This window comes from Aurantiacibacter rhizosphaerae (genome assembly GCF_009807005.1).
Classification (GTDB): Bacteria; Pseudomonadota; Alphaproteobacteria; order Sphingomonadales; family Sphingomonadaceae; genus Alteraurantiacibacter; species Alteraurantiacibacter rhizosphaerae.
Window position 1 is genome coordinate 151271 of record NZ_WUBR01000001.1, and the last position, 18368, is coordinate 169638.

21 protein-coding genes, 2 tRNA genes and 1 pseudogene are annotated in these 18368 nt (G+C 59.4%); 5 read left to right on the forward strand and 19 right to left on the reverse strand.

Annotated features, from left to right (window positions below):
• Nucleotides 1-50: 50 nt before the first annotated feature.
• The 5 genes from GRF63_RS00795 to GRF63_RS00815 form a co-directional block, all read right to left on the reverse strand.
• Complete coding sequence (locus tag GRF63_RS00795) at nucleotides 51-464, reverse strand: DUF2141 domain-containing protein (RefSeq protein ID WP_337189590.1); 414 nt, start codon at nucleotides 462-464, stop codon at nucleotides 51-53.
• Between the two features lie 32 nt (nucleotides 465-496).
• On the reverse strand, nucleotides 497-1210 hold the full coding sequence (locus GRF63_RS00800) for a sterol desaturase family protein (RefSeq protein WP_160485314.1): 714 nt from the start codon (nucleotides 1208-1210) through the stop codon (nucleotides 497-499).
• Between the two features lie 129 nt (nucleotides 1211-1339).
• On the reverse strand, nucleotides 1340-1882 hold the full coding sequence (locus GRF63_RS00805; protein ID WP_160484126.1) for an MmcB family DNA repair protein: 543 nt from the start codon (nucleotides 1880-1882) through the stop codon (nucleotides 1340-1342).
• Nucleotides 1883-1971: 89 nt separating this feature from the next.
• A complete protein-coding gene (locus GRF63_RS00810) occupies nucleotides 1972-2367 on the reverse strand; it encodes a hypothetical protein (protein ID WP_237392243.1) in 396 nt (131 codons plus the stop codon).
• Between the two features lie 58 nt (nucleotides 2368-2425).
• Complete coding sequence (locus GRF63_RS00815; protein ID WP_160484127.1) at nucleotides 2426-3235, reverse strand: hypothetical protein; 810 nt, start codon at nucleotides 3233-3235, stop codon at nucleotides 2426-2428.
• A 167-nt stretch (nucleotides 3236-3402) separates the two neighbouring features.
• On the opposite strand from GRF63_RS00815, the gene GRF63_RS00820 reads away from it, so the two are divergent.
• The 4 genes from GRF63_RS00820 (at nucleotide 3403) to GRF63_RS16760 (ending at nucleotide 5839) form a co-directional block, all read left to right on the forward strand.
• Nucleotides 3403-3798, forward strand: a complete 396-nt coding sequence (locus GRF63_RS00820) for a DUF6152 family protein (protein WP_160484128.1) — start codon at nucleotides 3403-3405, stop codon at nucleotides 3796-3798.
• Between the two features lie 105 nt (nucleotides 3799-3903).
• A tRNA-Arg gene (locus GRF63_RS00825) sits at nucleotides 3904-3980 on the forward strand.
• Nucleotides 3981-4120: 140 nt separating this feature from the next.
• The gene (locus GRF63_RS00830) at nucleotides 4121-5062 is read left to right on the forward strand and encodes a hypothetical protein (protein WP_160484129.1); all 942 of its coding nucleotides are present in this window, start codon (nucleotides 4121-4123) and stop codon (nucleotides 5060-5062) included.
• 480 nt (nucleotides 5063-5542) lie between these two features.
• Nucleotides 5543-5839: a Rap1a/Tai family immunity protein gene (locus tag GRF63_RS16760; protein ID WP_419865946.1), complete on the forward strand. Its 297-nt coding sequence runs from the start codon at nucleotides 5543-5545 to the stop codon at nucleotides 5837-5839.
• Between the two features lie 94 nt (nucleotides 5840-5933).
• On the opposite strand, the pseudogene GRF63_RS16765 reads toward GRF63_RS16760, so the two are convergent.
• From GRF63_RS16765 to GRF63_RS00865, 8 genes and pseudogenes are all read right to left on the reverse strand, one after another.
• Nucleotides 5934-6089 (reverse strand): annotated as a pseudogene (locus GRF63_RS16765) (hypothetical protein); the annotation flags it as partial.
• A complete protein-coding gene (locus tag GRF63_RS00835) occupies nucleotides 6034-6714 on the reverse strand; it encodes a hypothetical protein (protein WP_160484130.1) in 681 nt (226 codons plus the stop codon). The pseudogene GRF63_RS16765 and the gene GRF63_RS00835, both read right to left, overlap by 56 nt.
• Nucleotides 6714-7529, reverse strand: coding sequence for a hypothetical protein (locus GRF63_RS00840; protein WP_160484131.1), 816 nt, complete (start codon nucleotides 7527-7529; stop codon nucleotides 6714-6716). The genes GRF63_RS00835 and GRF63_RS00840 overlap by 1 nt, the downstream gene beginning before the upstream one ends.
• Nucleotides 7526-7816, reverse strand: a complete 291-nt coding sequence (locus GRF63_RS00845; RefSeq protein ID WP_160484132.1) for a hypothetical protein — start codon at nucleotides 7814-7816, stop codon at nucleotides 7526-7528. The genes GRF63_RS00840 and GRF63_RS00845 overlap by 4 nt, the downstream gene beginning before the upstream one ends.
• Before the next feature lie 192 nt (nucleotides 7817-8008).
• Nucleotides 8009-8197, reverse strand: coding sequence for a hypothetical protein (locus GRF63_RS00850; RefSeq protein ID WP_160484133.1), 189 nt, complete (start codon nucleotides 8195-8197; stop codon nucleotides 8009-8011).
• Between the two features lie 3 nt (nucleotides 8198-8200).
• Nucleotides 8201-8389: a helix-turn-helix domain-containing protein gene (locus tag GRF63_RS00855; protein ID WP_160484134.1), complete on the reverse strand. Its 189-nt coding sequence runs from the start codon at nucleotides 8387-8389 to the stop codon at nucleotides 8201-8203.
• 89 nt (nucleotides 8390-8478) lie between these two features.
• Complete coding sequence (locus GRF63_RS00860; protein ID WP_160484135.1) at nucleotides 8479-9054, reverse strand: hypothetical protein; 576 nt, start codon at nucleotides 9052-9054, stop codon at nucleotides 8479-8481.
• A complete protein-coding gene (locus GRF63_RS00865; protein WP_160484136.1) occupies nucleotides 9051-10211 on the reverse strand; it encodes a tyrosine-type recombinase/integrase in 1161 nt (386 codons plus the stop codon). The genes GRF63_RS00860 and GRF63_RS00865 overlap by 4 nt, the downstream gene beginning before the upstream one ends.
• Before the next feature lie 102 nt (nucleotides 10212-10313).
• Here GRF63_RS00865 and GRF63_RS00870 point away from each other — a divergent pair.
• Nucleotides 10314-10396 (forward strand) — tRNA-Arg (locus GRF63_RS00870).
• 35 nt (nucleotides 10397-10431) lie between these two features.
• Here GRF63_RS00870 and GRF63_RS00875 read toward each other — a convergent pair.
• From GRF63_RS00875 to GRF63_RS00900, 6 genes are all read right to left on the reverse strand, one after another.
• Nucleotides 10432-11760, reverse strand: coding sequence for a sugar porter family MFS transporter (locus GRF63_RS00875; protein WP_160484137.1), 1329 nt, complete (start codon nucleotides 11758-11760; stop codon nucleotides 10432-10434).
• A 2-nt stretch (nucleotides 11761-11762) separates the two neighbouring features.
• Nucleotides 11763-12638: an ROK family protein gene (locus GRF63_RS00880; RefSeq protein ID WP_160485316.1), complete on the reverse strand. Its 876-nt coding sequence runs from the start codon at nucleotides 12636-12638 to the stop codon at nucleotides 11763-11765.
• 2 nt (nucleotides 12639-12640) lie between these two features.
• A complete protein-coding gene (locus GRF63_RS00885) occupies nucleotides 12641-14182 on the reverse strand; it encodes a glycoside hydrolase family 32 protein (protein WP_160484138.1) in 1542 nt (513 codons plus the stop codon).
• 2 nt (nucleotides 14183-14184) lie between these two features.
• Nucleotides 14185-15582, reverse strand: a complete 1398-nt coding sequence (locus GRF63_RS00890; RefSeq protein WP_160484139.1) for an alpha-amylase family glycosyl hydrolase — start codon at nucleotides 15580-15582, stop codon at nucleotides 14185-14187.
• Nucleotides 15575-17101: an MFS transporter gene (locus tag GRF63_RS00895; RefSeq protein WP_160484140.1), complete on the reverse strand. Its 1527-nt coding sequence runs from the start codon at nucleotides 17099-17101 to the stop codon at nucleotides 15575-15577. Before GRF63_RS00895 ends, GRF63_RS00890 begins: the two co-directional genes overlap by 8 nt.
• A gap of 116 nt (nucleotides 17102-17217) precedes the next feature.
• Complete coding sequence (locus tag GRF63_RS00900; RefSeq protein ID WP_160484141.1) at nucleotides 17218-18291, reverse strand: LacI family DNA-binding transcriptional regulator; 1074 nt, start codon at nucleotides 18289-18291, stop codon at nucleotides 17218-17220.
• Nucleotides 18292-18368: the final 77 nt, after the last annotated feature.

The following is an 18368-nucleotide window of genomic DNA, read 5'->3' on the forward strand; positions in this document are numbered from 1 at the left end:
TGAAGTTGTGCGGAGCTTTACCGGCGATTATCGCGAAAAAGCGCGTTCAATCAAAGCATATAGCGCATGCGAATGGTCTGGCGCATGGATGTCGCGCCTACATCGATGGCCGCCTCGGAGAAGGCCGGCGGACCCATGTTTACAGGCGCATCATTGGAAAAACCAAAGCCCTCGCGCGGCATCATGCCCAGAACGCGATCGGCCTTCCCGTTGTCATTCTCGTCATGCAGCACGGCGATGGCATATTTGCCCGGCGCCACATTGTTGAAGCGCACCGTTGTTGCCTGACCCGCGGGCACGACAACGTGATATCCTTGCGTGGAACCCTGGCAGCGGGGGAAACGGTCTGCATCGCGCGTCATGCAGGCGCGCACCACGCCTTCGTGATTGCGCATATTGGTGATTTCTATGGTCACCTGCGCCCCCGCAGGCCGCGCCGCGAGATATCCCGCGGGTGCAGCCACTGCCACGGCAGCGCCTGCGGCGAAAAGGAGTGTCAGGGCTTTGCCAGCCCGCGATCTGTTTTGCACAAGCGATCCCAAAATCGGAAGTAGAGGCCATAGTTGCAGCGATATTCATCATGATGTCGCTGGTGATGACTGGCTGTTATCACCCAATTCCCTACGCGGGAATGAACAAGCCGTTTTGGAAACATCTCCCAACCCATGTGATTGGTGACGCCCATCAGCGTCATGATGGCCAGCACCAGCCCCAGTACGCCAACATGCACGGGGATGATAAACACCAGCGCCGGGATCACGATGGCGCCCGTCAACGCCTCTATCGGATGAAAGCTCATCGCGGCCCATGCGGTGGGCGGGCGGCTGGCATGGTGCACGGCGTGGGCGATGCGGAACCACTTCGGCTGGTGCATCCAGCGATGCGTCCAGTAAAACCAGGTGTCATGGGCGAAAAGATAAAGGAACAGGGACAGCGGCAGATACCACAGCGGGTAGGCGGACAGATCGCTGTAGATCCGCGTCCACCCCAATTCCTGCCAGCCCCACGCCACGATACCGGCGGGCACGCCATAAATGGCTGCCGACACCAGTGACCATGCCACTTCCTTGCGGATCTGCGGGGTCAGGCCGTTATACAGGCCCGGCCGCACCCGGCTGGTGGCAAAGGCAAAGCCGCCGCTGGTCAGCAGATATCGCACGGCCACGATTGCCGTCATGGCAAGTGCTGAAAAGGTAATGGCGAGGAGCATTTGCGGCCGCTTATGCCGCATCGCGCCAAGGCTGGCGAGAGGGAAGCGCGGCTGAACGCAAGGATTGCGTAAGGTTTGTGAAGGCGGGCGGCGGCGACAGGGCCTTACCTCAGCCCACCTCAGCCAGCCTCAGCCTGCCAGATCGGCACCCCAGCTGTTGCAATGCGGGTCTGCCGCGACCAGCAGGCGGCGCAGCGATGTGCGGGCCAGGCGTTCCACCTCCACCCGCCTGCGCGCGGCGGCCAGCGGGTGGCTGGGGGCAGGGCGCACGATTTCCGCATCATATTCATCCGCCACGATCACGCCGCAGCATTCCGGCTTGAAATCCGCGCTGTCGAGGCAGGCGCGATCCAATTCTGGCGGCAGGCCCCAATAGAACCGGTCACAAAAATCCAGGTAATCGGGCCACTTGCCATCGCCCAGCAGATCTCCGCGCGCGGTTTTCACCTCCACGATCACGATCTTGCCCTTGGCATCAATGCCCATCAGGTCTGCCCGGCGGCCATTGCGCAGCGGCATTTCAGGCAGGGCCCAAATGTTGTTGCGCGCAAACAGACGGCCAATACCCCGGCACACCGCGCGAGATCGCAGCACCACGGGATCGGCGGCACTTTCGGTTTCGGGGCGGTCCGATGAATCGGAAGCGGGGGTTTTGATCAGCGAATCGGCCATGCCCCAAAACTGGAACGAAAAGCGAACACGGTCAAGCCCGCTGCAATGTTTTGATCACTGCCAGCTTTGTTTCTCAGCCGGAGCTAATCTCAGGCGCTGCGACGGGGGCCCAGTTGTCCGCTGGGCGGCAGCAGGGCCAGCATTGCATCGCGCGCCGCCACGAATTCTTTCCACAAGGCAAGGGCCGCAGGTTTGCAATCGGCACCGCGGGCATTGATCGCCAGCAATGCCGAGATGCCCGGCTCCATCACGGCGGCAAGATCGATGCAGCCATTGTCGGCCAGATCCCGGCGCCATTGATCCGCATCGCGTATCAGGGCGGAGAAATTGCGCACTTCCCGGCTGGGCCGTTCGGGCTCAATCCCTGCCAGCATGGCCACCACCTGTCCCGCTTCTCCCAATGCTGCCCAGCGCATGCTGGTGCTGCTGGCATTGGCGGTGGCGCGCGATTGCGAGGTTCCGAAATTGACCGAGGGTGCGTTCATACCCTGCAATATAGCGCGGCGCTGGTTGCCAATCGGTTAGCGTGAGAGCGCTGGGTGACTAATCCTGCACCGGCGGGCCAAAGGGATCGCCCTCCGCATCCAGCCCAAGATCGACATTGGCGCCGTTCTCATCATCAACCAGGCGGTTGTTTTCATTGCACACATATTCGCGGATTTCCCAGTCGGGCTGGCGCGAATAGGCCAGCGTCTGCACGAATGGCTTTGCCAGGACTGCGGGATCGGTGATGGTTGTCTCCAGCCACAGCACGCCATCGGCATCCAGCCAGAAATGTTCGTGAATGCGCATGTCATCGGACGGGGTAACGCCGGCCGTGAAGGTGACGAAGGGATTGAAGCCCACCGTATCCACCACCAGCATGTCCCCCTCCCAGAAGCCGACGGACGTGCCGTTGAACAGGGGATCGGGGTCGGCGGGCAGATCGCGCGCCTTGTCCACATAGATACGCCGCGCCTGGGAATATGTTTCGGCAAACACGGTGACGCGGCCCGGCGAATAGAGGAACTCGATCGGATAGGGTTGGCGCATGATGCCGGGCATGCCGGGCGGAATGCAATTTACCTGCAGGAACTGGTCCACGCCCTCTCGCTCCTGCTGCGCAAGGAACGCATCATAGGCAGCCTGCGCCTCGGGCGTCAGCACAGGATTTGCAGGCCTGCGCCCGTCGCGGCCGAACAGGATGGACCAGTCGGGATTCCAGACCCCGGTGAAATCGGGCCAGCTGGTGACTTGCGCATATTGCTCTGCCCGCGGAGGGGTGAAATCCGCCTCCTGCGCGGCCACCGGAAACGCCGCGCCGCACAGCGCCAGCAGCGCTGCCGCCTGCGCAAACCTCGTCTGCCGTTGCATCCCCATATGCCCTCTCCGCCCTTGACTGTGTTTGCCATTGATTGCTGCGGTTTTCAGGGTCGAGTCAAGCTTCGGGTTGATTTTGTCCGGTTTTTGCTGGCAGTATGTTTCCAAAGCACTGGCATGCGCCAACAGCACGCAGCAGACTGCTTTTGGAGAGCGATGACATGACCACTTTCTCTATCCGCCGGATCGGACTGGCTGCGGGCGCGGCTATCGCGGTTCTCGCCGGAATGAGCGTGCCCGGATCGGCCCATCATTCCACTGCCATGTTCGAATGGGGCACTGAAACCCGCCTAGCCGATATGACGGTAGAACGCTGGGTCTGGACCAATCCGCACACCTTCATTTACGCGCGCGATGATCAGGGGCGCCGCTGGGCGTTCGAGGGGATGAGCCCCAACCACCTCAGCCGCGCGGGCTGGTCACGCCGCACGCTGGCACCGGGGGAGACGATCTCGGTCGGCTATTACCCCTTGCGAGACGGCCGCCGCGGGGGCTTCAACGTCCGGGTGGTGAAGGAAGACGGCACCGAGATGAAGCAATTGCCCAGCGCCATGTAGGCGCGCCCTTTACAGGATCGCCCGATAATTGAGCGCGCGCCCGTAGCAATGGCACGATTGCGCTTGGCTCCGGCCCGTGCCATTGCTACGGGCGCGCGCTGGAATGCACCCGTAGCTCAGCTGGATAGAGCGCTGCCCTCCGAAGGCAGAGGCCACAGGTTCGAATCCTGTCGGGTGCACCAGCTTTTCAATGACTTAGCTAAGTTTTGCTCGTTCCGTATGGAATGAGTATGGAAAAAGCGGTCGCGCGTTTGCTGTGAATAGCGACGGAAGACACAACAGTTCTCTTGGCAAAATACCTTTTGTGCGCTTTCACTGCGGTATGTGGCATGATGATCTCAATCCGAGACTAACCGGGGATACCAAAGGCGAGAACAATTTCCGGACTGCAGTTCGGTCTCAAAATCGCTTGGTCAATTTTCTGGCGATACTCGGGGTTCCCACGGCTTTGGCCGTTTGGCTTGGTGTATTTGATGCAGCGACCGTAGGAGCTGGGTGGTTTTGGGGCGTGACAGCCGCCATCGTGATATTTCAAGCTGTCCTGTATCTTGTTAGCACGAAGTATTCTGAAACCGTCCCGGCGTTACATCTCGAAAATTCAGAGCTCTATATTGGCTACGAGGATGCGCTTGCCGAGATCGAGCAACTAGGTGAGGAAAAAGACTGGCTGCTGACAGCAAATCGCCTCGGCTCATATTGGGCGACGTTCCAAGGACTTATCCAAGCAACGGATCCGAGAACTGAGGAGCAGTTTTGTGAATCATGTCGGCTGGCGATTAGCCCAATGCTCGAGGCTGCCGGGATTCTCTTTAACTTCGGTTTTGACGATGTTTGGTCGGTAGCGATCTATGAGCTCGAGCCAACAAGCGAAATTCTCGAGCCAGTTTGGTTCAAGCGGACGGAAGATCATCCTTCTAGTGGTATGCCTCGATCCTGGCGAGTTGGCGATGGACATGTCGGCTCAGCTTTCATGCAAAATCGGGTCCTCTACACAATCGACATGGCAGATGCAGAAGCGTCAATGCTTTTGAAACCGAGCGCGGAGAATGGGCGAGAATATGATGATAACGTATACCGATCATTCGTGTCCGCTCCGATCACCTTAGATCTTAAATCTGGCCCTACTCAATTTGGGGTTCTCGTAATTACCAGTAATGAAATTGGCCGGTTCGATAACGAGAACCGGGCTATCGTTGGGCACGCCGCTCAGGTGCTTGCTCATCTCTTTGATTGGCGTTCTCGCTTGCAGTCGGATTCGAGATAGATTAGATTCACGATATGTCCCGCCCCAAAAAATACGCTGTGAAGCGCTCAGCGAAGTCCGGTCGGTTTGTCGAAGTGCAAGTCACTGCAAGTGAGCGAGTGCTTCCTCAAGCTAGTTCTGCCTACATTCTGAGTGGCGGCGGCGGCAGCACAGCCTATGCTTTGACAAGGGCAATAGAGCGCCCCTCATCGGTTCACGATAGACGGCGTGATGCCGTAGTGCGCGAACATTCAACGAAACCCCACGAAAACGCGTCCTAGTTAGGTATTTCGCGCCGCTACTAAGTGTTTCGAAAGAGTATCTGGCTAGTTTCTACTGGTTATGTTTCGCGAACTCTCTGACATGCTTTCACGCAGCACATTTGCATTTGGACGCGCTGTGATTGATTGTCGCCCGGCATCCGGCACCGCTGCTCCTCTATCGCTAATGAAGGTGAATACAATGTTCGTTCGGCTCTTTCTTGCTGTGGCATTGGTATTCATGCCCGCACCTGCAAGTGCGCAGGATTCAAGCGTTCCATTCTTGTTGAGTAATTGGTTTGTTCGCAACTGTGACAGTTCCACTTGGAGGGTGGGATGTGCAGCTTACGTGCTGGGATATTACCAAGGGACGCAAACGCGAGAAAAGACTGTCTGCCTTCCTGAGGGTGTAGACGCTGGGCAACTGTATGAGATCGCCTTAGCATATATGCGTGAGCATCCAGAGAAGGGGCACATTGTGGGGATGGCTCTCATGGATGAGGCGTGGGTTGCAGCATTTCCATGCCGCAATGGCTAACTGATGCGACACCCTATTCTAGGCAAATAATCTCAAAATAAAGAGCACAGCAGGCGAGCACCCACGCTGTGGGAGTTGATAACTCCCATTCGGTTTACAGCGTAGAAAGTAGGATCGCGGTAGCCTTCACATAGCGCGTGGCTCTTCGCACTTCAGCAGACCGACCTCCGTGCTTCCAAGCATTGCGATTGTTTTTAGGTGGTCCCGGGTTTGTCCCTCCGTGCATTCGGCAACGCTTCCGATCCCTTACCGCCGGTGATTGACACTCCGTTCCCTCGCGCGTCTTCGCTAAGCATCGCGGGGCTTTGGCCAGCCGTTCCGGTTGCATGGGATTGTTTGTCTGATCTTGCATTCTTCCCCTCCCCCCTGTGTTGGTGAATTTGGTCAGCAACCACGGCCTGCCCACCTTCGTTTACATGCACATGCTTGACGATTTGCTCGCGCGGCTGGTGCAGCTTTGCGAGGGCTTCGAGGGTTGCACGAGAGTTAGCCTGAGCCTTAAGTGCGAGCCGGGTATAGCGTTCCGACGCGTCGATATAGTCGCCCAAGTTGTTCGCAGCTCGCCGAGCTAGCTCCGTAAACATCGCATCGAGCGTCACTGCTTGGAGCGCAAGGGTGCGACTCGCCCGAGACAGTCTGTCCATTTCCCCTTCGTCAGCCAGCTCTAGTGCGTGATCTATATATTCCATCACCCCCGGCCCTTCCGCATCCCTTATCAATCTGTTTGCGAAAGCCGACGCTGTAACTCCGTGCCGTATGCCCGGTTCTAACATCTTGCGAGCTTTCGCATGAGAGAGGGTTTCGCCGGGGCTTTGCTCGACGGTCACCTTATTGTTCTCCGTCAAGCTGCCAGTCGGTTCTTTGCGCTTCGCCATTATGATTCCCTGCGCGCTTTCGCGCTGATATTTTGAGAGGTTCCGCAACGCTTGCCGATGATTAGTCCGCCCGGCTCATGCGTTCGGTCTATTCGATGCGTATCCAAGATCGTTTGTGGAGCCGCTTTGCAGAGATAGCCGAGGGCCACTTCAAGGTTCGCCGCAAACAACTCGGGATTGCCAATCTCAAGTCCCAGCCGGGCACCAATAGGCTTACTTAGGATGACGGTTTTTCGATATGGCCTGCCCGTAATCCTGCGAAGCCAGCTCCGCTGCAATCGAGCAACAATTGGCATAATCCGTGCTGGCACATGGATCAAAAAATGGCAGTGGCCGCCTTTTGTCTGGCCGCCCTCATGGACCCAAATGTAGGCAGTATCGCTTCCATGACGAGCAATAGCCTTGCTAAGGAGATCGATATAATGCCCGGTCGCTTTGGCCATCTGCGCCAAGGTCACGCCAGCTTCTTCCCAGTGAATTGTCACCATTCGCGTGAAAGGCATTCCGATTTTGCACGCGTGCCGAGTTGCGACCGTCAGGTTGACCACATTCTCTTCTGTAAGGGCATAGCTCTCTCTCGTTGCAGAGTTACGCGCTCCGCCCCTTCCCGAGAGTTTCGATGAATCGGCTGCCTCAACTAAATGAGAATTAATAATTGCATGAGCCGTGCCATATTCGGGAAATGCCCGTATTCTGCCGTTGTTTATGGGCAGCCGCATCGATGAAGCTTCGCCCAATCGGCTTCGCGGTGAAGTTTCAAAGGCACCGCCATGCGGCTTGCAGGCAGGCTGCTCGTGCATGGCGGCGACCTTCACTTGGCTATCCAGACGATTGCTTGCTTTCCGGTGGCATTTGGCCGTCGCTGTCCGCTATCCCGGATAAGCCCCTTGCGTTTCAATTCACTGGTGCGCGGTTGGATCGAGTAGCGATCCATCTCCAGCCTTTCGGCTAGTTCATCGGCGGTAAGGCCAAGCCAGCCCGCCGCTCGTATTGCCTCGTGAGCCAAGCGCTGCAATCGCCCCAGCTTGATAGCGAGCGCATTTGCGGCTGCTACCGAAGTGTCCACATTGCGATGGCCCGGTGCATCAGGATAGACGCTCATTAGGCACCTCCACTCGCCAGAGGGGGCATTCCAGCACGTTCCAGGAGCTTTGCCAGCCAATTGGCCTGAGCTTCACTCATCGGCGTTGCGTCAACTGCCAGCTGGCCCAAGAACTGCCCGGCCTTGCGTGTGAAACGATTGTCGCCGTTCAATAGGGCCAGCGCCGCTGCTCGCTGATTGGGGAAAGGCTGCTCAGTCATCGCGCGCCTCCCCATAACAATGGCGGGAGACTTCTTTTGCCATCTCTGAGGAAAGCCAGAAACGAATGGCTATCTGTTGCCAGCGCCAATCGGGCGCGGTAAGAGTTTTGCGCGAGCTGATACCGATTAGATCGCGCGAGACCCCGGCCTGCACGCCGGGGTTTTGCATATGTGGCGTCATTATTCATGCTCCCGCCTGATAGGTCGGAAGGCTGGCGAGATAATTTTCCAGATCGGTGAAGGCTATTAGCGTGCGCCGCCCCGCCTTCCGCGCCGTAAGATCACCTCGACGCAAAGCTTCGTAAAGGCCACTTCGGGATAGTCCGGAAGCTTGAACAGCTTGCGGGATTGTCAATGCAATTGGTGTTTGCATACTGAAGACTCCTACTCGTCCATGCAGGCGTGCCGGACGTTGTAGGACGATCAGATATACAGCACTGTCCCGCGCTCCACCTATTCGAGTTAAAGTCCGATAGGCGGTAGGCGCTCGAGAATCTCTGAGTTTAACTCTTTTGCTAAGTCACCTTGGCAGTCATGGAAGATATAGAGTTCCCTTAGTGTCGCAGCCCCGAGCTCGGCTCCACATTCAGTTTCCAATGACTTTGCGATCCAATTCCTTGCGGCGCGATAATAGTTCAAACTTTTATCGGCTTTCTTTTCTGAAATGTTGATGGCCGACGCGACTTCCTCGATTGCATGCGCTCTCAATGCGCCTTGAGATGTGAGCCCATCGATCCATTGACCGATCTCAAACCATTTATTTCGCGAAACGTAAGCGTTTGTCCTATCGCGCTGTGTTTTATTGCCTCGGAGGCTCAGAGACATGCCGCCTGAAATTTCAGGTCCGAGAAGGAGTTCAATCAATCGGTCTCGCACGAGCCGGTTAATTGGCTGATCCGTTTTGAGGAGCTCAATTAAGTCGTCTTGCGGACTGAGGCTGCTCCCCTTCAAAGCCATGAGTGCGCGCAAGTTATATCGGCGCGCCTCGTCAGACTCTACGCGCCTTGCTTCTCGCGCTTCTGGTTTGCCGTCTGTCACAACGACAGCTCGCCCAGCGCTTTAACCGCTGCATTGCTCGCCAAATGGCCATAATGCCGTTCAATCATTTCCACACTAGTGCCAGAAATTTGCGCTATCGTGAGGATGGGAAGGCCCGCGCTCACTAAGTCCGTTATCGTGCTATGTCGCAGGGTGTAGGCGGTGCTACCACTCGGCAAGCCAGCCGCTTTTACTGCGGCGGCGACCGGGAGCTTCCAAGTGTCTTTGTTCCAAGCTTTGCCGTTGGTCCGCATGAAAATGGGAGCGCCTGGAAGCTTGTCCTTAGTCTGCGCCACAAACAGCTTGGTGGCTTCAGCTGGCAACTGAATACGCCGGGGTTTACCAGTTTTATCGTTGCCAATTGTTAGTTCAGCCGTTCGCTTATCAAAGTTTGCAACCGTCAGCTTTGCCATCGCGCCGGGTCGAATTGGCAATAGGCAAAGCGCATGAATGAACGGCAATGCTTCTTCGCCAACTGCCTTAAGCAGTTTTCTGCGTTCTGATCGGTCTAGATACAATTCACGCCGCCCGTTGGCATTGGGAACAGACTTAAGCGCTTCCTGCCAAGCCGCTTCGCTATTTGGCGCGCCGGGCGATAGCACCTTGGCCAGTGCTGCTCGCAAAACGGCCATGTCGCGGTTGAGGGTGGAAGGCGCGCGATTGCGAGTGCGCTTCTCGCCATTCTTATTGCGGCTCACAAGCGAAGGCGTTTCCTCCAACCGCTTGCGCCATTCTGCAACATGGCGGCGGCGCAGCTTATCCAATTTCAGTTTGCCGAGCGGATCATCAAAGACGTAGCGTTTGAACCGCGCCTCCGCTTCGGGGCGGTTCCTAGCGTAGGCCCTGCATGCATCGGCTACGGTTTCTACTTTGGCGCGAATCTCGCCACCTGCTTCCACCAGTTCGGCCAGTGCCTCGGCTTCCTTCTTGGCCGCTGTAAAAATGGCGTTGCCTGCCAAAGTGCCAAAGTCTCCAAGTGACTTTACGCGATACTTGCGGCTGTCCTCGTCATAGACGCGAGCGATCCACGTTCCTTTGCCGCCGCGTTTCGAAGGCCGGAAGCCAAGAAAACAACCCGCACGCAATCGCTGCCAGTGCGGCTCCCGCCGCGCCTTCAGTCTCTCTCGCTCTCCAACTTTGCTGAGGTCCGTTGCCATGCCAGTCGCCCCTTTCCGTTCCGTATGTAATCCGTATGGAATACAATGCCGGATGAAACGGGACAGAGCAAGACTGAAACCCTAGGTTTTCTCCCATTCAAAGCGTCCGAGGATGTCCGAGGTTATGGCTATTCCCTGCACTCCGAAGGCAGAGGCCACAGGTTCGAATCCTGTCGGGTGCACCAGCTTTCCCCAACAGCTTGCTGCGCCCTGTCAGCATTCAACCAAGACTGGCTGCAGAACTCTCGCGCGAGATGTCTTCAAGGCTTCGCCCGCGCGTTTCGAACATGGCGAAATGCACCCACACAAGTTGCAGAACCATCATTGCGCCAAAGGCGAGGAAGATCGTTGACGGGGCGACCGATGCAAGGATGCTGGGCATGACCAGCGTCAGCGCGGCGGCGAACACCCAGTGGGTGCCGGCGCCCAGCGATTGGCCCTTTGCTCGTGCGGCGCTGGGGAAGATTTCGCTGATATAGACCCAGATCACCGCACCCTGGCCGATGGCATGCGCGGCGATGAACATGAGGATGAAGGGCAGGACGAGGGCGAATTGCCCGCTGGCAAAGCCATAGGCCGTCATGCCGAGCGAGATGATATAGCCGACGCTGCCAAGATACATCAGGAACTTGCGGCCCGCGCGATCAATCAAGGCTAGGCCGATCAGCGTGAAAAGCAGGTTGATTGCGCCGATGCCCACCGTCGCCAGCAGGGCCACCGATGCGCCGGAGCCTGACAATTCGAAGATGCGCGGGGCATAATAGATGATGGCGTTGATGCCTGACACCTGGTTGAAAAAGGCGATCAGGAAGGCGAGGAAAATCGGGCGTTTCAGCGTGCCGGAAAAGAACTCGCCCCAGCTGATCTGGCGCTTTTCTCGGCGCGCCTCTTCCTTGATGGCGACGATGGTTTCATCGACGGTGGCGGGATTGATCCTGTGCAGGATGTCGCGCGCGGCATTTTCCTCCCCGCGCGTGACCAGAAGCCATCTCGGGCTTTCGGGGATGGCGAAAGTTGCCAGCAGATAGGCGATGGCAGGCAGCACTTCTGCACCCAGCATCCAGCGCCATGCCTCTGCGCCGATACCGCCAAGCAGGTAGTTCGAGAGATAAGCGATCAGGATGCCCAGCACGATCATGGTCTGGAACAGAGCCACCAGCCGCCCGCGCACTTTGCCCGGAGCGATCTCGGCAATATAGGCTGGGGCGGCCACCGAACTGGCGCCCACGCCAAGCCCGCCGATAAAGCGGAAAATCATGAAGCTCGACGGATCCCACGCCAGCGCCGATCCGATGGCGGAGAGCGCATAGAGTATGCCGATCCACACTAGCGTTTTCTTGCGTCCAAAGCGATCCAGCGGCCAGCCTGCGGTGAGCGCGCCGATCACCGTGCCCCACAGCGCGGCAGAGATGGCGAGACCATGCAGCAGGTCGCTCATCGACCATTCGGCCTGCACTGCCTGTTCCGCGCCTGAAATAACGGCTGTATCGAAGCCGAACAGGAACCCTGCCAGCGCCGCGACCAGCGCCCAGCTGCCACTCTTGCCCATGATTAACCTTCTCCCACGGCCGCGCGGCCCAGTGCGATTGCGCCGGTTATCCCGGCGTCGTCTCCCAATCCCGGTGGCAGGATCCGTTGCGTCAGGTCTCCATCCCACTGGGTGACATATCCGTTTAGCTTTTCGCGCGTCGCCTTTCGCAGCGCGTCGAGCAGCCCCGGCGCCTTCATCACCCCGCCGCCGAAGATCATTTTTTCCGGCATGTGCAGCAAGACCAGCGTGGCGGCGAGTTCGGCGATATATCCCGCGACAGTCTGGATTTGCTCTGGCGTTGCGGCGGAAAGATCATGCCCCCAGCGCGCCTTGATGGAGGGGCCGCAGGCCAGCCCTTCCAGGCATGCACCGTGAAACGGGCAGCTGCCTTCCCAGTCATCCCCGGCGGGTCGCTGCGGCCGGATATGGCCGCTTTCGTAATGCGAAATGCCGGCAAGCGGCTTGCCGTGCGTGACTATCCCCGTGCCGATGCCCGTGCCAATGGTGGTATAGGCCAGCGTGCGCGCACCCTTGCCTGCGCCTGCAAGATATTCGCCCAACGCCGCGCCGTTCACATCCGTATCGAGAGCAATGGGAGCTTCGAAACGCTTCAATGCATCGGCAAAGCTCGCGCCGCTCCAGCCGGGCTTCGGCGTGTTGCCGAAGGTGCCGTAAGATGGTGAAGCAGAGTCGATGTCGATCGGGCCGAAACTCGCGATGCCGAAGGCGCCGATCGGGCCATGCTCTCGCTCTGCCGCTGCGAACCATGCGGCCATGTCGGCAAAGGTTTCCGCCGGGCTGCGCGTGTCTATCTTCACCCGGTCGAGCAGCGCCCCGTCCGGCGCGGCGATCGCGAGGACGAACTTGGTCCCCCCGGCCTCGATGGCGCCGATCATGCTCACTGGCCGAAATCCGCAGGTTTCAGCGGCCAGCCCTGGCCCGATACCAATTGCGCGCCACCTTCCGTCTGCAAGCTTATCGATGTGAAGGGTTCCGACGGAAAGAAGATCTCCGTCATCACCGTCGCGCCGTCGTCAGGAAACAGTTCAACAGAGGCATTGTCGACGAAAAGCCGTACACGGGCGCTTTTGTCCTCACGCAAGCGCGGCGCAGTGTGAATCGCCGCGAAGGCCGGATTGAAGCCGCTGTCGCCAGCGTTCGTCCGGTCGACGAACCAATGGCCCGCGTCATTAAGCCCAAGGGCAAGGCGTTCACCCTCATCATTCGAGAAAGTGAGCGTGAAGCTGCTGTCGCTATCGGGAAGGCGAAACTGCAGGTCATACTCCGCTGCACTCGGTACGGTCTGCGCGCTGGCATTAGGGGCCAGCGCGAATGCCATTTCGCGAAGCTGCTGAAGTTCAGCAACCGGTTGCTGCCGCAGTTCAAGCCCGTTGAGGCTGATCTCGCGCGGAATGGTCATCGCGCTGCGCCACGCCTGCGTCGGCACTTCCTGCGCGTAGAGCCAGTTGGACATCCAGCCGATGAACACGCGGCGGGCATCGGGCGCATTGTCCCACGTGATCCCGGCGTAATTGTCCGCGCCGTGATCCAGCCAAACGGGATCGCTGCCGAAATCGGGATCGGGTGTGAACCTTGTTCCGTCCCAGTCGCCGACGAAATAGAAAGTGCCGCTGCCGCCCTGTGGGCCGCCGGGGTTGATGTTCTGGATCAGCACCCAGCGCGTTTCGCCGCTTGCCTCATCGGTGATGGGAAAGAGATTGGGGCATTCCCACACGCCGTCAGGGCCGCTTTCGCCTGCGCCAAAGCTGGAGAGATAGGTCCATTCCTTCAGGTTTGTCGATGCGTAGAAGCGGACATGATCGTGAACTGATAGCGACATGACCCAGCGCCCCCGCGCCTCGTCCCGGAAGACGTTGGGATCGCGGAAATCCTGCGTTTTGCCGGGATTGGGCAGCACCGGATTGCCGGAGAATTTGCGAAAGGTCCGGCCGTTATCGAAGCTGACGGCGATGCCCTGGCTCTCGTGATCGCGAGTGTTCGCCGCGCCGCGCACGGGATCGTGAATGGTGTAGAGCGCCACCATGGCGTCTTCACCAAAGCCAGCGGTATCGCGCGTATCGATCACCGCGCTGCCGGAGAAGATATAACCCTGATCGTCCGGCGCGATGGCGATGGGCAGCGTCTGCCAGTTCACCAGATCGCGGCTGACAGCATGCGCCCAGTGCATCGGCCCCCACACGGTATCATGCGGGTAATACTGGTAGAACATGTGCCACTCGCCGTCGTGATAGACGAGGCCGTTGGGGTCATTCATCCAGCCGCCCGGCGGGGTGTAGTGATAGGCGGGACGATACTGCTCGTCATATTGCGAAACCGGCATGGCAGGCGCGCCCGCTGCCGCGTCGCCCGCATCGAGTTGCGGCGTAGTAGCGCAACCGCACAGCAGCGTCGCGGCAAGGATGGGGGCAAGTCCGCGCAAGTTTATTGCCCGCCGGCCGAAAGCAAGCGGAAGCCCCAGGCGGGCAGGGACACGGTATCGCCGGCGGCAATCGTCACCTCGTCCCCGGACCGGAACTCGCTGTAGGTGCCTGCCGCAAGGCCGTCCGCCAAAGTGGCGTTGACCGGTTCGCCCGACAGGTTGAACAGACCCACCACCTTGTTGCCATCCTGCTGGCGCACCCAGCCAAACAGTTGCTGCGGCTTGTCATTCACCACCTGCTGCATGATTGCGCCCCACGCACCGTTGGCAAGAGCGGGGTTGGCGTCGCGGAAATCGATCAGGTCGGCCAGCAGATCTCCATAGGCGCAATCCTCGCCCTGGCTCCAGTCGATGGCGTCCTTCTCGAAGAACTCCAGCCGCTTGGCATTGCAGGCTTCCTGTCCATTGTGGATCATCGGCAGTCCCTGGTGGGTGAAGCTGAGCGCAGTCATCGCGTCCAGCGCCGGGCCGTAATTCTCGTAGATTGTGCCTTCCCACGCATTGCTGTCGTGGTTCTCGATATAGGTGAGGCGCATCGCCTCGCGCGGCCAAAGGCTTTCATCCTCGGCGTAATAGCCGAAGAAGCCGGTGGCATCGGCATCACCCCTGGCGATATCTTTGGAGGTGTGGTGCCAGTCCCACCCATATGTCGCATCGAATGCGGCGCGGTGGTAGCTTGACTGCTGCACCTCACCCAGCATGAAGACAGGGCGAATGGCATCAAGGCGCGCGCGCATCGTCTCCCAGAAATCGACGGGGACATAGCCCGCTACGTCCGCGCGGTAGCCATCCACGCCCACTTCGCGCACCCAGTATTCCATCGCCCCGCCAACATGCTCCCGCACACCGGGCTTCGTCCAGTCGAGATCGATGATATCGGACCAGTCCCACCACGGGGTGGGGCGAAAATGGCCGTCCCAGGTCTTCTCATACCAATCGGGGTGATCGGCTGCGAGCTGGTTGTCCCACGCCGTGTGATTGGCAACGAGATCGAGGATAACGTGGAAGCCCTGCGCATGCGCGGCGTCGACGAAGCTCTTCAGGTCCTCTTCCGTGCCGAATTCGGGATTTACGGCGTAATAGTCCTGCACCGAATAGGGGCTGCCCAGCGTGCCCTTGCGGTTCACCTCGCCAATCGGGTGGATCGGCATCAGCCACAGGATATCGACGCCCAGTTCCTTCAGCCGCGGCAGCTCGCGCTCGGCAGCGGCAAAGGTGCCCTCTGGTGTGAATTGCCGGGTGTTGATCTGGTAGAGCACCGCATCGCGAGACCATTCGGGCGCTTCGATCTGCACATACTTCTGCGGCTCCCATGGGCTGGCGGTCTGCGCGGCAGGCGCGGTTGCGCAGCCTGCGGACAGCAGCGCCACCGGGAGAAGAGTGCTGACGATTTTACGCATGGGAAGCCTCTGCTTTGATAGAGGGAAGCGCCGCCTTGACGCGCAGCATGGCAGCGGCAGCCACGACCCAGGCAAGCGCTGCGAACAGCATCGTCCAGATCGGCTCGCCGGGGAAAAAGGCCTGCATGATCGATCCCATCACCGTCGCCACCAGCAATTGCGGCACCACGATGAAGATGTTGAACAGGCCCATGTAGATGCCGAGCTTCTGCTGCGGCAGGTTACTGGCAAGGATCGCATAGGGCATGGCAAGGATGCTGGCCCAGGCGATACCGATGCCGATCTCTGCCACCAGCAGCATCTGCGCATCGCGCACCACAAAGAACATCAGGAAGCCCGCCGCGCCCAGCATCAGGCAGATCGAGTGGGTCATCACCTGCCCGAACCTGCGGCTGAGCACCGGTAGCAGCGCCAGCGCGGCAATGGCGGCCACGCCGTTGTAGACCGTGAACAGGACGTTCACCCAGTTTGCACCCTCGTTATAGGCGGCGCTGGTGGTATCGGTGCTGCCGTAAACATATTGGGTCACCACAGGCGTGGTGTTGATCCACATGATGAAGAGCGCGGACCAGCTGAAGAACTGCACCAGCGCGAGGCGTTTCATCACCTCCGGCATGCCGGAAAAATCGCCGACGATGCTGGAGAGCATGTTGGTGGTCTTGCCCTGCTTCGCGAGGTTGATCGCGATGATGCTGATCACGCCGTACAGAACCAGCAGGCCGCCCAGTAGATAGACTTCCTTTTCGAGGCCCAGCGCGTTGACCAGCGCCACTACGATCGCGCCCAGCACGATCCACACGCCCGCAGAAAAGAGCGTCTTGTCGGCCAGTAGCCGCACGGGCTGGCCACTGTCGGTCGCTTGCCCTTCGCTGAAAGCCGCCTGTTCTTCGGGGCTATATTCCTTGGTGAAGAGGACGGTCCACATGACGGCGATGAACAGCGCGGCCGCCCCTGCCCAGAAGCTCCACCGCACGGTGTCGGGCAGGCCGCCACCGGGCGCGACGTTGCTCACGCCAAGCTGCTCCAGCAGGAAGGGGAAGATCGAACCGACCACGGCGCCTGCGCCGATGAAGGCGGTCTGTACCGCGTAACCGGCGCTGTGCTGGTCGGTGCGCAGCATATCGCCCACGAAGGCGCGAAACGGCTCCATCGAGATATTGAGGCTGGCGTCCAGCACCCACAGCATGGCAGCAGCGAAGAACAGCGGCGCGCCCATTTCGGGGCTGAGCGGCATCACCAGCAGCGCCAGAGCGGAGAATATCGCGCCGGTGAGGAAATAGGGGCGGCGGCGACCGAGCCTGTTCCACGTCTTGTCGGACAGGTGGCCGATAATCGGCTGCACGATAAGCCCGGTGAGCGGTGCGGCAACCCAAAGCGCAGGCAGATCGTCCATGCTGGCGCCCAGCGTCTGGAACACCCGGCTCATGTTCGAATTCTGCAGGGCAAAGCCGATCTGGATACCGAAAAAGCCGAAGCTGATGTTCCACAGCCCCCAGAAACTCTGACGCGGTTTTTCCATGATTCAGCCTATCCTTGCCCATTGCGCAGGACGGTCTTTGGCCGTCCTGCGCGAATGCACATTGGCTGGCACGAAAGGTGCGCGCCGACAACACGTATACGAATGTATTGGGCCGATCAGGCGGGTTGTGCCGGTCCCTCCGGCGGGCGGCTGGCGCAGCTGCCGCTGCTGCCACGCACGATCAGCTTGGTGGGCAGTCTGCTGTCAGGGCCATCGCGGCCCTGAACCTTCGCCAGCAATGTCTCGACAAGCCGTTCGCCGGCACCCTTCATATCCTGCATGATCGTGGTCAGCGGCGGATTCGTATGGCTGGCGGCGGGGATATCGTCGAAACCGACAATGGCGACATCGCCAGGCACTTTCAGCCCCGCCTCGGCAAGCGCGCGCATCGCGCCGACGGCAATCAGGTCGCTGGCAGCGAAAATGCCGTCGAACGCCTGCCCGCTCTCGATCAGGCTGACCATGGCGGCATGGCCCTCCTCCTCAGTGGTGATGGCATCGCGTTGCAGCGCTGCGTCGGGCGTGATGCCAGCCTCCTGCATTGCCTTGCACATACCGCGATAACGCTGCGCGAATTCGGGATAGTGATCGTCGCAATGGCCAAGAAAGGCGAGCTTCCTGCGACCCTGCGCGATCAGGTGCTCGCCCGCCAGCTTGCCCGCCCCAAAATTGTCAGAGCCTATTGTGGAGCCAGACCCGTCACTGGTGACAGACCCCCAACGGGCGAAATGCGTGCCCTGCTTCTCAAGCTGGTCCAGCCGTTCGCGGTAAAGCGTGTAATCGCCATAGCCCAGCAGGATCAGGCCATCTGCCCGGTGGCTGTCCTGATATTGCACGTGCCAGTCGTCCTCCATCTTCTGGAAGGAGATCAGCAGGTCCAGCTTGCGATTGGCGCAGGCGCGCGTGATCGATCCCAGCATGGCCAGGAAGAACGGGTTGATCATGCTTTCATCGGGCGTCGGGTCTTCGAAGAATAAGAGGGCGATGGTGTTCGATCTTTGCGACCGCAGTGACGATGCATTCTTGTCGACCGTGTAATTTAGGTCGCGCGCGATCTGCTCTATCTTTTCGCGGGTCTTCTGGCTGACTGATTTGTCTCCACGCAGGGCGCGGCTGACGGTGGGTTGGGAGACCCCTGCCAGATAGGCGATATCGAAACTGGTTGGCCGTCCAGTCGGGGTGCGTCCCATGTCTTCTCCCGCTATGGAAAACCTGTTTTTCCACGGCATGGCGGCAGTCTAACGCCAGACAGCCTGATTGCAAACAT

Excerpts from the sequence above, each read along its gene's own strand:
- GRF63_RS00800 (WP_160485314.1), bottom strand. The coding sequence starts at position 1,210 with ATGCTCCTCGCCATTACCTTTTCAGCACTTGCCATGACGGCAATCGTG.
- GRF63_RS00805 (WP_160484126.1), bottom strand. The coding sequence starts at position 1,882 with ATGGCCGATTCGCTGATCAAAACCCCCGCTTCCGATTCATCGGACCGC.
- GRF63_RS00810 (WP_237392243.1), bottom strand. The coding sequence starts at position 2,367 with ATGAACGCACCCTCGGTCAATTTCGGAACCTCGCAATCGCGCGCCACC.
- GRF63_RS00815 (WP_160484127.1), bottom strand. The coding sequence starts at position 3,235 with ATGCAACGGCAGACGAGGTTTGCGCAGGCGGCAGCGCTGCTGGCGCTG.
- GRF63_RS00820 (WP_160484128.1), top strand. The coding sequence starts at position 3,403 with ATGACCACTTTCTCTATCCGCCGGATCGGACTGGCTGCGGGCGCGGCT.
- GRF63_RS00830 (WP_160484129.1), top strand. The coding sequence starts at position 4,121 with ATGTGGCATGATGATCTCAATCCGAGACTAACCGGGGATACCAAAGGC.
- GRF63_RS16760 (WP_419865946.1), top strand. The coding sequence starts at position 5,543 with ATGCCCGCACCTGCAAGTGCGCAGGATTCAAGCGTTCCATTCTTGTTG.
- GRF63_RS00835 (WP_160484130.1), bottom strand. The coding sequence starts at position 6,714 with ATGGCGAAGCGCAAAGAACCGACTGGCAGCTTGACGGAGAACAATAAG.
- GRF63_RS00845 (WP_160484132.1), bottom strand. The coding sequence starts at position 7,816 with ATGAGCGTCTATCCTGATGCACCGGGCCATCGCAATGTGGACACTTCG.
- GRF63_RS00850 (WP_160484133.1), bottom strand. The coding sequence starts at position 8,197 with ATGACGCCACATATGCAAAACCCCGGCGTGCAGGCCGGGGTCTCGCGC.
- GRF63_RS00855 (WP_160484134.1), bottom strand. The coding sequence starts at position 8,389 with ATGCAAACACCAATTGCATTGACAATCCCGCAAGCTGTTCAAGCTTCC.
- GRF63_RS00865 (WP_160484136.1), bottom strand. The coding sequence starts at position 10,211 with ATGGCAACGGACCTCAGCAAAGTTGGAGAGCGAGAGAGACTGAAGGCG.
- GRF63_RS00875 (WP_160484137.1), bottom strand. The coding sequence starts at position 11,760 with ATGGGCAAGAGTGGCAGCTGGGCGCTGGTCGCGGCGCTGGCAGGGTTC.
- GRF63_RS00880 (WP_160485316.1), bottom strand. The coding sequence starts at position 12,638 with ATGATCGGCGCCATCGAGGCCGGGGGGACCAAGTTCGTCCTCGCGATC.
- GRF63_RS00890 (WP_160484139.1), bottom strand. The coding sequence starts at position 15,582 with ATGCGTAAAATCGTCAGCACTCTTCTCCCGGTGGCGCTGCTGTCCGCA.
- GRF63_RS00895 (WP_160484140.1), bottom strand. The coding sequence starts at position 17,101 with ATGGAAAAACCGCGTCAGAGTTTCTGGGGGCTGTGGAACATCAGCTTC.
- GRF63_RS00900 (WP_160484141.1), bottom strand. The coding sequence starts at position 18,291 with ATGGGACGCACCCCGACTGGACGGCCAACCAGTTTCGATATCGCCTAT.